The organism is Jiangella sp. DSM 45060, from assembly GCF_900105175.1.
Taxonomy (GTDB): domain Bacteria; phylum Actinomycetota; class Actinomycetes; order Jiangellales; family Jiangellaceae; genus Jiangella.
The window spans coordinates 5,312,575-5,326,162 of the sequence record NZ_LT629771.1 but is presented as its reverse complement, the minus strand read 5'-3'; the positions used below and the strand labels follow the sequence as shown (position 1 = coordinate 5,326,162).

The window sequence follows — 13,588 nt, the reverse complement described above, 5'->3', positions numbered from 1 at the left end:
GGCTATGGAAGAACAGGCCACTTGTCGGTGAGTATGGGTCCCGTGATGACGCGTCGCCTGATCCAGCTCTTCGCCGGCCTGCTGCTCTACGGCTTCAGCATGGCCCTGCTCGTCGAGGCCGGCCTCGGCCTCGACCCGTGGGACGTGCTGCACCAGGGCATCGCCGAACGCACCGGCCTCAGCATCGGCACCATCGTCATCCTGGTCGGCGTCGTCGTGCTGCTGCTGTGGATCCCGCTGCGGCAGCGGCCCGGCGTCGGCACCATCGCCAACGCCCTGCTGGTCGGGCTGGCCGCCGACGCGTCCATCTGGCTGCTGCCGTCGCCCGATCCGCTGGCCGTGCAGATCGCGTTCCTGGTCTCGGGCGTGGTGCTGAACGCCGTCGCCACCGCGGCCTACATCGGCGCCCGGCTCGGGCCCGGCCCGCGCGACGGCCTGATGACCGGGCTGGTCCAGCGCACCGGCCGATCCGTGCGAGTGGTCCGGACCTCGATCGAGGTGACGGTGCTCGCCACTGGCTGGCTGCTCGGCGGCACCGTCGGGGCCGGGACCGTGGTCTATGCGCTCGCGATCGGCCCGCTGGTGCACCTGCTGCTGCCGAGGTTCCAGGTCCGTGAGCCGGTTCGCGTCGCCGCCGCCCCCGCGGCGACGTAGAGTCGCATGTCGTGCACGGATTCGAGACGCGAGCCATCCACGCGGGGCAGGATCCCGACCCCCGCACCGGTGCGGTCATCACCCCCATCTACGCCACCAGCACCTACGCCCAGGACGGCGTCGGCGGGCTGCGCGAGGGGTACGAGTACAGCCGCACCGCCAACCCCACGCGCACCGCGCTCGAAGAGTGCATCGCCGCGCTCGAGGGCGGGGTCCGGGGTCTCGCGTTCGCCAGCGGCATGGCCGCCGAGGACACCCTGCTGCGCACCGTGCTGAAGCCCGGCGACCACGTCGTCATCCCCGACGACGCCTACGGCGGCACGTTCCGGCTGGTCAGCAAGGTCGCCGAGCGGTGGGGCGTCAGCTGGACGGCGGCGCCGGTCACCGACGTCGCGGCGGTCCGGGCGGCGGTCCGTCCCGAGACGAAGCTGATCTGGGTCGAGACCCCGACCAACCCGCTGCTCAGCGTCGCCGACATCACCGCACTCGCCGCCGTCGCCCGCGACGCCGGCGTGCTGCTGGTCGTCGACAACACGTTCGCGACGCCGTACCTGCAGCAGCCGCTGGCGCTCGGCGCCGACGTCGTCGTGCACTCGACCACCAAGTACTGCGGCGGCCACTCCGACGTCGTCGGCGGCGTGCTCGTGGTCTCCGACGCCGCGCTCGGCGACGAGCTGGCGTACCACCAGAACGCCATGGGCGCCGTCGCCGGCCCGTTCGACGCGTGGCTGGTGCTGCGCGGGCTGAAGACGCTCGCCGTCCGCATGGACCGCCACTGCGACAACGCCGAGCGCGTCGTCCAGCTGCTCGAACGGCACCCGCGGGTCTCGCAGGTGCTGTACCCGGGGCTGCCCGGGCACCCCGGCCACGACGTCGCCGTCAAGCAGATGAGCCGGTTCGGCGGCATGGTGTCGTTCCGCATGGCCGACGGCGAGCAGGCCGCCGTCGACGTCTGCGACAGCACCCGGCTGTTCACGCTGGGCGAGTCGCTGGGCGGCATCGAGTCGCTGATCGAGCACCCCGGCCGCATGACGCACGCCAGCGCCGCCGGCAGCGCGCTCGAGGTGCCCGGCGACCTCGTCCGGCTCTCCGTCGGCATCGAGACCGTCGAGGACCTCCTCGCCGACCTCGGCCAGGCACTGGGCTGACACTTTCCCCTACGACGCGGCGACCGCTAGGGTGTGCCGACGCCGCCTGAATCGGGGGACCGCATGAGCTTCAACGACGCCTCGGACCAGCGCTGGGGCAACGCCGCCTGGGCGCCCCAGCCGCCGGCCGGCGAGCCGTCCGGACTGGGTGGCCTCCGCACCGCGCTGACCGTGCTGCTGGCGGTCATCGCGGCGGCCAGCGTGCTGTCCATCGCCGCGTACGCCGGTCGCATCGGCTACGTCGGTGACGTCATCGACAGCGGCAGCATCGACCGGCAGCGGGCCGAGGACGTCGACGCGTTCGTGGCCCTGGCCGTGATCCTCTGGGTCCTGGTGTTCCTCGCGACCGCGGTGGTGTTCATCGTGTGGCAGTACCGCCACGCGAAGAACACCCGCGCCCTCGGTCACGAACACGTGGGCGTGAGCAAACCGGGCTGGGCGATCGGTGGCTGGTTCATCCCGCTGGCGAACCTGGTGATCCCCGCGCTGAACCTCTACCGCAACGGCCGGGTCTCCGACCCCGACGGGGCCGATCGGCCGCCCTATGAGCGGCGCGGCCCGGGCGTCGTGGTGGCGTGGGCGATCTGCTGGGGTCTGGCGGCCACCCTGGATCGTGGCGCGCAGAACAGCATCCCCGACGAGCGGAGCAGCGACTACATCGACGGGTTGCGCACCGCCGACCAACTGTCTCTGGCGGCGAACGTCGGCTACATCGCGGCGGCCGCGCTGGCCATCCTCATGGTGCGGACGCTGACGACGCGCCAGGAGGCCGCGCTCGCGGCCCGCATGGGGTCGGCCGGCGGACAGCCGCCGTATGCCGCGTGGCCGGCCGCCCCGCCCGGGGCGTCGTACGGTCAGCAGCCGTATGGTCAGCAGCCCTCCGGCCAGCAGCCCTACGGTCAGCCCGCCTACGGGCCGCCGCCCGGCGGCACGCCGTACGGCCAGCCGGCGCCGCCGTACGGCCAGCCGCAGCCCGGCCAGAACCCGCCGCCGTCGCCGTTCGCGCCGAGCGACCCGCCGAACCCGGACGGCCCGGCCGCACCGCCGCCACCGGTTCCGCCGCCGGCTCCCTGATCCGCACGAACGCGAACGGCCGGCGACCCGTGGGGGTCGCCGGCCGCTGGTGAACCGCGGGTCAGGACGCGGCGGCCTCGCGCAGCGCCGGCAGCACCTCGGCGCCGATGCGCCGAATGGTGTCGGCCGGGTCGGCGCTGGCCACCTGGATGGCCACGTAGTCGGCCCCGACGTCGTGGACGAGGGGACGGTACGCCTCGGTGAGCTGCTCGAGGTCGCGGACGATCGTGTACTTGCTGAGAATCTCCTGGCGGTCCATGGCGTCGGCGCGCTCGCGCAGCACCATGGGGTCGGCGACCTCCAGCCGGCCGGGCGCGCGCAGGCCGCGCATCGAGACCAGCGCCTCCCACGCTTCGTCGTCGCTGCCGGCGAGAACGACCCAGCGGGTCGCCATGACCGTCGTGCCGGCGCCACGGGCCGCGGCGGCCTCGCGGTACGGCGTGATGATGTTGGCGACGGTCTCGGCGGGGTCCTTGACGCTGGTGATGAGGCCCTCGCAGGTCTCACCGGCGAACGTCGCGGACTTCGGGCCGCCGGCCGCCATCCAGACCGGCGCACGCCCGATGGGCGGGCTGTACAGCTTCGCCGTCCGGGCCTGGTAGAACTCGCCGTCGATGTCGAGCTTCTCGCCGGCCAGCAGGCCGTGCATGATCGTCAGCGCCTCGCGCATGCGGGCGATGCGCTCCTTGTAGCCGGGAAACGCGTACCCCAGCGGCGCCTCGTTGATGGCCTCGCCGGTGCCGACGCCCAGGATGAACCGGCCGTTGGAGAGCCGGTCGACGGTGGCGGCGGCCTGCGCGATCAGCGCCGGGTGGTAGCGGAACAGCGGGGCGGTGACGCTGGTGGCCAGCTCGACCCTGGACGTGGCCTGCGCGACGGCGCCGAACCAGGACCAGACGTAGCTCGCGGCCGAGACGTCGTCGACCCAGGGGTGGAAGTGGTCGGCCCCGGTGACGACGTCGAATCCCACCTGTTCGGCGAGGACGGCGTGCTCCAGCAGGACCTCGGGCTGGTAGGACTCATGACTGCACAACCAGGCTAGTTTCACGGTCTCACTCTATATCTTGTATCCGAGCACGGCTAGAGGCGCGTGCAGGTCGAGAAGCGATCATAGGCAGCCGGGTGACAGGATCGTCGTCATGAGTACTGTCTCCATGGCGGACGTGGAAGCCGCGCGCGAACTCCTGCGCGACGTCGTGCGGCCCACTCCGCTCGAGGACTCCCGCTGGCTGGCCGGACGGGTCGGCGGCCGCGTCCATCTGAAGTGCGAGAACCTGCAGCGCGCCGGGTCGTTCAAGATCCGCGGCGCCTACGTGCGCATCGCCCGGCTGTCCGAGCAGGAGCGCGCCCGCGGCGTGGTGGCGGCCAGTGCCGGCAACCACGCCCAGGGCGTCGCGCTCGCGGCCAGTATGCTGCACACGAAGGCCACGGTGTTCATGCCCGAGGGCGCCGCCATCGTCAAGGAGAAGGCCACCCGGGCCTACGGCGCCGACGTCCGCTTCGCCGGCACCAGCATCGACGACGCCCTGCTCGCGGCGCGCGCGTTCGCCGCCGAGACCGGCGCCGTGCTCATCCACCCGTTCGACCACGCCGACATCGTCGCCGGTCAGGCCACCGTCGGCATGGAGATCCTGGAGCAGTGCCCCGACGTCCGCACCATCGTCGTCGGCACCGGCGGCGGCGGTCTGACGGCGGGCATCTCGCTGGCCGTGCACCACCTCAAGCCGGGCGTGCGGGTGGTCGGCGTGCAGGCCGAGGGCGCCGCGGCGTACCCGACGTCGTTGGCGGAGGGGAAGCCGGTCGCGCTGGAGCGCATGACGACGATGGCCGACGGCATCGCGGTCGGCTGCCCCGGCGAGGTCCCGTTCGCGATGATCCAGGAGTACGTCGACTCCGTCGTCACCGTCACCGAGGAGTCGCTGTCGCGGGCGCTGGTGCTGCTGCTCGAGCGGGCCAAGCTGGTGGTCGAGCCGGCCGGCGCGGCCGCCGTCGCCGCGCTGCTCGACGACCCCGCCGCCTACGAGCCGCCGGTCGTCGCGGTCCTGTCCGGCGGCAACATCGACCCGCTGCTGCTGTTGCGCGTCATCCGGCACGGCATGGCCGCCGCCGGGCGGTACCTCGCGCTGCGGGTCCGGGTGCCCGACGCTCCCGGCGGGCTGGCCCGGCTGCTGGCCGACCTCGCCGCCGTCGACGCCAACGTGCTCGACGTCGTGCACGAGCGCACCGCGTCGACGCTGTCCATCGACGAGGTCGAGATCGCGCTGCAGCTGGAGACCCGTGGGCCCGAGCACTGCGAGCGGGTGCTGGGCAAACTGCGCGAGTCGGGCTACCGAGTTTCCATTTCGGGTGACTGACTTACCAATCTGGAAGGCGTACTTGACGTTTTGATAGTTCAGGTCCCACCATGGGGGCATGAACACCCTCAGCGCGCGTGAGATCCTCGAGCAGGTGGCCGACGGACGGCTCGACCCCACCCGGGCGGCCGTCCTGCTCGACCAGATCGAGGACCAGAAGCCGGCCGCGCCCACCGGCGCCGAGGCTGCCGAACCCGCCGGCGCGGCGACGGCCGACCCCGTCGACGCGACCACCGGGACCGCTGGGACGCCCGCCGGAGCGGCCGCGGGGGCCGCGTCCGGCGCCGGAACCGCTGGGCGGTCCGGACCCTCGGGCGGCTCGGTCACCGCGCAGCGCATCACCCGGGTGCAGGTGCGGGCCACCTCGCGGCGGGTAGTCATCCTCGGCGACCCCACCGTCGCCACGGTGGCCGTCAACGGCCAGCACACGGTGCGGCGCGACGGCGCCACCCTGCACGTCACCGGCGAGTCCGACCTCATGCAGGGCGACGGCGCGTTCGTGCTGCTGGCCGGCGGCCGGTGGCGCGACATCGCCAGCCGCTTCCAGAACCCCGGCCAGTTGCTCGACCTCCACGTCCGCGTCAACCCCGAGCTGTCCGTCGGCGCCGAGGTCATCGCCGGTTCGCTCCAGGTCGACCACGTGCCGGCGCTCGACCACGTCCGCGTCACGGCCGGCTCGCTGCGGGTGCACGGCCTGGCGGCGCCGGTCGACCTCCTGGTCCAGGCCGGGTCGGCGCAGGTCGAGACACAACAGGTGGCGGGCCACTCGCGCATGCGCTGCGAGTCCGGCTCGCTGCAGCTGACGCTGCTCGACGGCTCCGACGTCCGCATCCGTTCCGACGTCCAGCTCGGCCGGTTCCGCACGGTGCCCGAGCGCACCGGGCGCGACCGCGACCGCGACATCGTGCTCGGCACCGGTGCCGCGGAGATCCAGGCCGAGGTGGTCATGGGCGACATCACCGTCCGCCTGCCCGAGGGGTCCATCCGATGATCGGCGGCTTCCCTCAGCACCTGCACCAGCCGCCGTCCGACTGCCCGGTCTGTGGCGTGAAGCTGCACGTCACCCGGCTCGGCTGCGAGTCCTGCGGCACCGAGCTGTCCGGCCGGTTCGCCTCCTGCCCGTACTGCTCGCTCACCGCACAGGACCAGAAAATCCTTGGCACCTTCCTGGTGTCGCGGGGCAACATGAGGGAGCTCGCCCGAGAGCTGGGGGTGAGCTACCCGACCGCCCGGCAGCGTTTCGCCGAGTTGCTCGAGCGGCTCGGCCTCGAGGCCCCGGCCGAGACCGCCGCCGCGGCCGGCGCCGTCGACCGCGAAGAGATCCTGCGCCGGCTGGCCGCCGGTGAGCTCGACCTCGACGAGGCGACCGCGCTGCTCGGCTGAGGTTGATAGTAAAAGACATCGCTTATATAAGTAATCACTGGCGCTGGTAGCCGCCGGGGACGGGCGCATCGACGCGCCCCGACCTTGTCGGGGGCACCTGCCACGATGCCTCCACCTACCACGAGAGGACACCACCGTGAACGCCATCACCGCCGAGGGTCTGGTCAAGACCTTCGGCTCCGGGGAGAAGGCCGTGAGGGCCGTCGGGGGCGTCGACCTCGTCGTGCCCGAGGGCACCGTGGTCGGTCTGCTCGGGCCGAACGGCGCCGGCAAGACCACCACGGTTCGCATGCTCACCACCCTGCTCGCGCCCGACGCCGGTCGCGCCATCGTCGCCGGTCACGACGTCGTCCAGGAACCGCAGGCGGTGCGCTCGAAGATCGGCCTCTCCGGCCAGTACGCCGCGGTCGACGAGAACCTCACCGGCCGCGAGAACCTCTGGCTGTTCGGCCGGCTCTACCAGCTGTCCAGCAAAGAGGCGTCCAAGCGCGCGGCCGAGCTGCTCGAGCAGTTCAACCTCACCGACGCCGCCGACCGCACGCTGAAGACCTACTCCGGCGGCATGCGGCGCCGGCTCGACCTCGCCGGCAGCCTCATCGTCCACCCGCAGGTGCTGTTCCTCGACGAGCCCACCACCGGCCTCGACCCCGGCAGCCGGCTCGACCTCTGGGACGTCATCCGCGAGCGCGTGGCCGAGGGCGCCACCATCCTGCTGACCACGCAGTACCTCGAAGAGGCCGACGCGCTGGCCGACGACATCGTGGTCATCGACCACGGCGTCGTCATCGCCCACGGCACGGCCGACCAGCTCAAGGCGCAGATCGGCGGCGAGCGCATCGAGGTCATCGTGCACGACCCCGAGTCGCTGGGCCAGGCCGAGCAGGTGCTCAACCTCGGCAGCGGCGGCCAGTGCGTCCGCGACGACCACGTCCGCAAGCTGACCGTGCCCACGCACACCGGCTCCAAGGGGCTCATGCAGGTCATCCGCGACCTCGACGAAGCCGGCGTGACCATCGACGACATCGCGCTGCGCCGGCCCACGCTCGACGACGTGTTCGTCAAGCTCACCGGCCGGCACGCCGCAGAAGAGACGCAGGCCGAGACCGCTCAGGGGAGGGCATCGTGACCACCGAGGTCGCACCGACCACCACCGCGCCCAACCGCGTCGGTTTCAACCAGGCGTTCAACGACGCCATGACCATCACGTGGCGCAACATCCGGGCCGGCTGGCGGGTGCCCGACAACCAGATCTACATGTTCATCCAGCCGATCATGTTCGTGCTGCTGTTCGCCTACGTGTTCGGCGGCGCCATCCCCATCCCGGGCAACGACGACCCCGACGCGTTCCGCAAGTACGTCATGGCAGGCATCTTCGCCCAGACCATGGCGTTCGCGGTCGCGCCGGCCAGCGTCGGGCTGGCCGACGACATCCAGAAGGGCCTCATCGACCGCTTCCGCTCGCTGCCCATGGCCCGCTCGGCGGTCATCTCCGGCCGGGTCGTCGCCGACCTCACCAACCAGGCCATCGTGCTGGCCATCATGATCGTGTGCGGCCTGCTGGTCGGCTGGCGCATCGAGAACGGCGTGCTCGGCTTCCTCGGCGGCGTGGCCCTGCTGCTCGGGTTCGCGTTCGCCATGCTGTGGGTCGGCGCGCTCATCGGCCTCTCGGTCGGCAGCCCGCAGGTGGCCGCGTCGGCCGGGCTGATCTGGCTGTTCCCGGTGACGTTCCTGTCCAACGCGTTCATCCCGACGCCCACGCTGCCCGGCTGGCTGCAGCCGGTGGCCGACTGGAACCCGCTGAGCTCGTTCGTGGCGGCGTCGCGCGAGCTGTTCGGCAACCCCAACGTGTTCGCCACCGACGGCTTCCCCGCCGAGCACCCGGTCCTGCTGTCGCTGATCTGGGTGGTCCTCATCACCGCGGTGTTCGCGCCGCTGGCGGTGCGCAAGTACAAGAAGACGGCCAGCAAGTAACGGCCGCCGAACACGACGCCGCCCGCCCGGTCGCGATGACCGGGCGGGCGGCGTCGGTGCGTGCGCTCAGGCGCCGTACGGCTTGGCGCTGACCACCTCGACGGTGATGGTGGCGCCGTTGGGCGCCTGGTAGGAGGCCTGCTCGCCGACCTTCTTGCCGCTGATGGCGGCACCGAGCGGCGACTTCAGCGAGTAGACGTCGATGTCGACGGAGTCGTCGAGAGAGGCCAGCTCGCGCGAGCCGAGCAGGAACCGCTCGACGTCGTCGTCGCCGTCGAACTTGACCTCGATGATCATGCCGGGCTCGACGACGCCGTCGTCGGGCGGGTCGCCGACCTGGGCGCGCTGGAGCAGCTGCTGCAGCTGGTGGATGCGGGCCTCCTGCTTGCCCTGCTCGTCCTTGGCCGCGTGGTACCCGCCGTTCTCGGACAGGTCGCCCTCGGCGCGCGCCTCTTCGATCTGCCGCGCGATCTCGAGTCGGGCCGGCCCCATCAGGTGCTCGAGCTCCTGCTTGAGGCGGTCGTAGGCATCCTGGGTGAGCCAAGCAACGTTGTCGCTGGTAGCGGTCACGGCAACTGCTCCTCGGGTTGTCTATCGGTCGCGTCGCACGCCGTGTGGGTGTGCTTCGCCGCCGGGCGGTTCGCCCGGTCCAAGTGCTGACGGGGAAAGAACAAGAATACAAGCAATGTGGCAAGCAGACGATTGTCGCAGGTCAGCGCTATCGGTCGCGGCCGTTATTCTGACGCGGGCTCGCAGCCGCGCAGTTCGGGGACGATGCCGTCGCCCTCGAGCGGGATGTCGGCGGACACCACCAGGTGCTCGTCGGGTCCGGCCGGCACCGCGAGGTCGAGCTGGCCGACGATGATGCGCCGCAGGTCGACGGCGACCAGCTCGCAGTCGACCGCGAGGTCGGCGTCGCGGCGGATCTCGACCCGGGCGGTCAGCACGCCGTCGCGCGGCTCGTCCCAGGACAGCAGGTCGGCGTCGACGTCGGGACCGCTGGCCGAGCGGACGATCATCCAGCCGACGACGGCCGTGACCAGGAGGACACCGGTGATGACCCCGGCGAGGACGCCGCGGCCGTTGCGCGCTCCGGGGGCGCCGGCCGGCACTCGTCCGTACCGCTGCGCCAGGAGGTCGCGGTCGGCGGTGTCGTGGTCGCTCATCGGGATGTCCCCAGGGGCTGCGGGCGTTGTTGTCAGTGGCGTGCGGCACCATTATCCCGGAGGCGGCGGTCGCGGGCACGCCCGCCCCACCTACAGACGGCGCCGCTCCGGGCGGCGGGCGCGAACCCGCCGGTGGGCGCCGTCACACATACAGGTTTCCGTTCGACCGATGGGGTTTCCGGTGTCCGAGCAGCTGCGGCTGATGCACGTCCACGCACATCCCGACGACGAGTCCAGCAAGGGCGCGGCCTCGACGGCCCGCTACGTCGCCGAGGGCGTCGACGTCCTCGTCGTCACGTGCACCGGCGGCGAGCGCGGTTCCATCCTCAACCCGAAGATGGACCGCCCCGAGGTGCTGGCCAACATCTCCGAGATCCGCCGGCGCGAGATGGACGCCGCCCGCGAGATCCTCGGCATCCGGCAGGAGTGGCTCGGCTTCGTCGACTCCGGGCTGCCCGAGGGCGACCCACTGCCGCCGCTGCCCGAGGGCTGCTTCGGCCTCATGCCGGTCGAGAAGGCGGCCGAGCCGCTGGTCGAGGCCATCCGCAGGTTCCGTCCGCACGTCGTCACCACCTACGACGAGAACGGCGGCTACCCGCACCCCGACCACATCATGTGTCACAAGATCACCGTGGCGGCGTTCGAGGCGGCCGCCGACCCCACCCGCTACGTGGGCAGTGGCGAGCCGTGGCAGCCGCTCAAGCTGTACTACCACCACTCCTTCAGCCGCATGCGCATGCAGGAGCTGCACGACGCCATGCTGCAGCGCGGCTTCGAGTCGCCGTACGCCGAGTGGCTGGAGAAGTGGGACGGCGAGGAGAACTGGGACGACCGCGTCACCACCCGGGTCGAGTGCGCCGAGTACTTCCCGGTGCGCGACCGCGCGCTGCTGGCGCACGCCACGCAGATCGACCCCGATGGCCACTGGTTCGCCGTCCCGCTCGAGGTGTCACAGGAGATCTGGCCGACCGAGGACTACGAGCTGGTCACGTCGCACGTGCCCACGTCCACGCCCGAGGACGACCTCTTCGCGGGACTGCGATGACCACGACGCCGGCCAGCGGTGACACAATGGGCCGGCGGGGGATGACACGAGGAGAAGCTGGGTTCTGATGGGCATCCTGCAGGCGGTGGCGTTCACCGCGGCGGAGTCGGAGGCGGAAGACTCCGGGATCGGCCCAGGCCTGTACGGCCTCCTGGTCCTGGTCTTCCTGATCGTCGCGCTGTTCCTGCTGTACCGGAGCCTGCGCAAGCAGATCCGCAAGGTCGACTTCGACCCCGAGGGTGTCGACGACGCCGAGCGCATGCGCGGTCACCGGGAGCCGCCGGACCGATGACCGGTCCGGACCGGCCGCGCGCCGCGCGGCGGCCGTCGGTACCGCCCGGGTCGGCCGCCGTCGAGACGCTGGTCGCGGTGCGCCGCGCCCGCGACTTCGTCGACCGGCACTACGCCGAGCCGCTCGACCTCGCCGGCATCGCGGCCGCCGCGGGCTACTCGCGCTACCACTTGGTCCGCGCCTTCAAGGCGGCCTACGGCGAGACGCCGGGACGCTACCTGCAGCGCCGCCGGGTCGAGCGGGCGCAGGAACTGCTGCGCGTCGCCGACCTCAACGTCACCGAGGTCTGCCACCTGGTCGGCTTCACCAGCCTCGGCTCGTTCAGCCGGCTGTTCTCCGAGCTGGTCGGGGTGTCGCCGTCGCGGTTCCAGCGCGACGCGCTCGCGTCCGGGCCGCGGCTCATCCCCGGCTGCTACGTGCTCATGTGGGGCCGGCCGCTGCCGAAGAGGGCACTGAACACAGCAATGGCGGAGAAGCCAGGGGCCGCCCGCGCCTCCTAACGTCGAAGCATCGACGGAAGGAAAGGGAACCGACCATGATCACCAAGCTGGGCGTCGCGACCGCCTACGTGAGCGACTACGACCAGGCGCTCGACTTCTTCGTCGGCAAGCTCGGCTTCGAGCCGCGCACCGACGTCATGATGGAGAACGGCTTCCGCTGGCTGACGGTGGGCCCGCCGGCCAGCCCGGAGTTCCAGCTGAACCTCACCGTGCCGGGGCCGCCGATGCACGACGAGCAGACCGCGGCGGCGCTGCGCGAACTGATGGCGAAGGGCGCGCTCAGCGCCGGCGCCTGGAACACCGACGACTGCCGGGCCACGTACGAGCAGTACAAGGCCCGCGGGGTCGAGTTCATCCAGGAACCGGCCGACCGCCCGTACGGCGTCGAGGCGGTGTTCCGCGACGATTTCGGCAACTGGTACAGCCTCAACGAGCTCAATGACAAGGCGTTGGACCAGCAGGCGATGGCGGAGGCGTTCGAACCCGGCTCCGAAACCTCTTGACGCGTCGTGACCGGACTGTAACCCTGGGCAGGCTTGCGTCAGAGGATCAGCCTCATGGGGGGCGCTTGCGAGAAATCGGGGGGTTTCTCATGGTGCGTACGTCGCGTGCGCGAACAACGGCAGCAGTTCTGGCCACGGGAATCGTGGCCGTGTCGGCGATGCTCACCGCTCCGGCGGCCGGCGCGAAGGGCTCGTCCGAGCCGTCGCCGGTGGTCGAGCTCGACGGTCCGCGCGGGGTGGACGTCGACCAGGCCGGCCGCATCGTGGTGAGCGAGGCCGACGGCACCGTCAGCCTGGTCATCGATCGCGGCCGGCACCCGAAGGTGCACGAGATCGGCTCCGTGCCGGCGGGGTTCCTCGCGCCGGCGGTCGCGGCCGGCCGGCCCGGCCAGGTGTACGCCCTGACGGCGGGCGGCGAGCCGGACACCGGCGCGGCCACGCTCTACCTGCTCCGGCAGGGCAAGCCCGCGAAGCCGATCGCGGACATCGCCGCCTACCAGCAGGGCGACGTCGACCCGTTCAACACGGAGGGCGTCCCGGAGGAGTCCAATCCGTACGGTCTCGCCGCGCTGAAGGACGGCAGCGTGCTGGTCGCCGACGCCGCCGGCAACGACCTGCTCCGGGTGTACCCGGACGGCGACATCGTCACCGTCGCGCGGCTGAAGCCGCGCATGGTGGAGGTTCCCGAGGAACTGCCTGACGAGATGGACGGCGAACCGCTGCCGCCCGCCGGCGCGGTGATCCCGGCCGAGGCCGTCGCGACGTCGGTGACGGTCGGCTCGGACGGCTACTGGTACGTCGGCGAGCTGCGCGGGTTCCCGGCGACGCCGGGCACGTCGCAGATCTGGCGGATCAAGCCCGGTTCTCGTGACGCGGTCTGCGACCCGGAGAAGCCGAACCAGGGCACCTGCCGCCGCTTCGCCGACGGCCTCACGTCGATCGTCGACCTCGGACCGGGCAGCCACGGCAGCGTGTACGCCGTCGAGCTGGTGAAGCAGAGCTGGCTGCAGTGGGAGCTGGGCCTGGCCGACCCGCCGGTGGGCGGGCTGTTCCGGGTGCGGCCCGGCGGGTCACGCACCGAGCTGGCGGCCGGTCAGCTGATCCTGCCCGGTGGCGTCGACGCCGGACGGCACGGGCGGCTCTATGTCACCGGGCCGGTATTCGGTCCGGGCGCGCTCTCTCGCATCGGCTGAATACCCGCTCTGCGTGGCGGCGGCGTGAATTCGAGTCACGTCCGCCGTCACGCAAGCGTGCCGCATGGCAATATGCGCGTTCGCGTTGACAGCCATCCGGTAGCGGGTGCATGCTCTGCTGCGTTAGCCGAGTCCACGAGCGGTCTCGGCGGGTCGACTTCCATAGCGCGGAGAAATCTCTCCAAGGCCGGGGGGCACTCGCCCTTCGGTGCCGGAGTCGCGAATTCTCGCGGCTCGGCCGGCGCCGAAGGGCGTTTGACCTTTTCTACGTTGTCCCCGGGCATTCGGCGCCGGGCGTTCTTTTC

General features: G+C 71.7%; 16 protein-coding genes. 13 read left to right on the top strand and 3 right to left on the bottom strand.

What is annotated here, in order from left to right; genetic code table 11:
• Nucleotides 1-45: 45 nt before the first annotated feature.
• From BLU82_RS23660 to BLU82_RS23650, 3 genes are all read left to right on the top strand, one after another.
• The gene (locus BLU82_RS23660) at nt 46-654 is read left to right on the top strand and encodes a YitT family protein (RefSeq protein ID WP_370246333.1); all 609 of its coding nucleotides are present in this window, start codon (nt 46-48) and stop codon (nt 652-654) included.
• A gap of 11 nt (nt 655-665) precedes the next feature.
• The gene (locus BLU82_RS23655; RefSeq protein ID WP_092623468.1) at nt 666-1,802 is read left to right on the top strand and encodes a cystathionine gamma-synthase; all 1,137 of its coding nucleotides are present in this window, start codon (nt 666-668) and stop codon (nt 1,800-1,802) included.
• 63 nt (nt 1,803-1,865) lie between these two features.
• Nucleotides 1,866-2,876, top strand: coding sequence for a DUF4328 domain-containing protein (locus tag BLU82_RS23650; RefSeq protein ID WP_092623467.1), 1,011 nt, complete (start codon nt 1,866-1,868; stop codon nt 2,874-2,876).
• Nucleotides 2,877-2,937: 61 nt separating this feature from the next.
• On the opposite strand, the gene BLU82_RS23645 is transcribed toward BLU82_RS23650, so the two are convergent.
• Complete coding sequence (locus tag BLU82_RS23645) at nt 2,938-3,924, bottom strand: TIGR03557 family F420-dependent LLM class oxidoreductase (protein WP_092623466.1); 987 nt, start codon at nt 3,922-3,924, stop codon at nt 2,938-2,940.
• Nucleotides 3,925-4,015: 91 nt separating this feature from the next.
• Between BLU82_RS23645 and ilvA the strand changes: the two genes are divergently transcribed.
• From ilvA to BLU82_RS23620, 5 genes are all read left to right on the top strand, one after another.
• Entirely contained in the window at nt 4,016-5,230 is a 1,215-nt protein-coding gene (ilvA, locus tag BLU82_RS23640) for a threonine ammonia-lyase (RefSeq protein WP_092623465.1), read from the top strand.
• 58 nt (nt 5,231-5,288) lie between these two features.
• Nucleotides 5,289-6,221 carry a hypothetical protein gene (locus BLU82_RS23635; RefSeq protein ID WP_092623464.1) on the top strand — a complete coding sequence of 311 codons (933 nt, stop codon included), beginning with the start codon at nt 5,289-5,291 and terminating at the stop codon, nt 6,219-6,221.
• The gene (locus BLU82_RS23630) at nt 6,218-6,613 is read left to right on the top strand and encodes a DUF2089 domain-containing protein (RefSeq protein WP_092623463.1); all 396 of its coding nucleotides are present in this window, start codon (nt 6,218-6,220) and stop codon (nt 6,611-6,613) included. The genes BLU82_RS23635 and BLU82_RS23630 overlap by 4 nt, the downstream gene beginning before the upstream one ends.
• 136 nt (nt 6,614-6,749) lie before the next feature.
• Nucleotides 6,750-7,739 carry an ATP-binding cassette domain-containing protein gene (locus tag BLU82_RS23625; protein ID WP_092623462.1) on the top strand — a complete coding sequence of 330 codons (990 nt, stop codon included), beginning with the start codon at nt 6,750-6,752 and terminating at the stop codon, nt 7,737-7,739.
• On the top strand, nt 7,736-8,584 hold the full coding sequence (locus BLU82_RS23620) for an ABC transporter permease (RefSeq protein WP_231947571.1): 849 nt from the start codon (nt 7,736-7,738) through the stop codon (nt 8,582-8,584). Before BLU82_RS23625 ends, BLU82_RS23620 begins: the two co-directional genes overlap by 4 nt.
• 66 nt (nt 8,585-8,650) lie before the next feature.
• Here the strand turns inward: BLU82_RS23620 and greA are convergent, their stop codons facing one another.
• Both greA and BLU82_RS23610 read right to left on the bottom strand, forming a co-directional pair.
• A complete protein-coding gene (gene greA / locus BLU82_RS23615; RefSeq protein ID WP_092623461.1) occupies nt 8,651-9,154 on the bottom strand; it encodes a transcription elongation factor GreA in 504 nt (167 codons plus the stop codon).
• A 164-nt stretch (nt 9,155-9,318) separates the two neighbouring features.
• Nucleotides 9,319-9,750, bottom strand: coding sequence for a DUF4307 domain-containing protein (locus BLU82_RS23610; protein WP_092623460.1), 432 nt, complete (start codon nt 9,748-9,750; stop codon nt 9,319-9,321).
• A gap of 181 nt (nt 9,751-9,931) precedes the next feature.
• On the opposite strand from BLU82_RS23610, the gene mca reads away from it, so the two are divergent.
• The 5 genes from mca (at nt 9,932) to BLU82_RS23585 (ending at nt 13,283) form a co-directional block, all read left to right on the top strand.
• Nucleotides 9,932-10,795 (top strand): mycothiol conjugate amidase Mca, encoded by an 864-nt coding sequence (gene mca / locus BLU82_RS23605; protein WP_092623459.1) that lies wholly within the window; start codon nt 9,932-9,934, stop codon nt 10,793-10,795.
• Between the two features lie 67 nt (nt 10,796-10,862).
• Nucleotides 10,863-11,087 carry a hypothetical protein gene (locus BLU82_RS23600; protein ID WP_092623458.1) on the top strand — a complete coding sequence of 75 codons (225 nt, stop codon included), beginning with the start codon at nt 10,863-10,865 and terminating at the stop codon, nt 11,085-11,087.
• Nucleotides 11,084-11,587: a helix-turn-helix transcriptional regulator gene (locus BLU82_RS23595; protein ID WP_092623457.1), complete on the top strand. Its 504-nt coding sequence runs from the start codon at nt 11,084-11,086 to the stop codon at nt 11,585-11,587. Before BLU82_RS23600 ends, BLU82_RS23595 begins: the two co-directional genes overlap by 4 nt.
• A gap of 35 nt (nt 11,588-11,622) precedes the next feature.
• The gene (locus tag BLU82_RS23590; RefSeq protein WP_092623456.1) at nt 11,623-12,090 is read left to right on the top strand and encodes a VOC family protein; all 468 of its coding nucleotides are present in this window, start codon (nt 11,623-11,625) and stop codon (nt 12,088-12,090) included.
• Between the two features lie 158 nt (nt 12,091-12,248).
• Nucleotides 12,249-13,283: a ScyD/ScyE family protein gene (locus BLU82_RS23585; protein ID WP_157741216.1), complete on the top strand. Its 1,035-nt coding sequence runs from the start codon at nt 12,249-12,251 to the stop codon at nt 13,281-13,283.
• Nucleotides 13,284-13,588 lie beyond the last annotated feature (305 nt).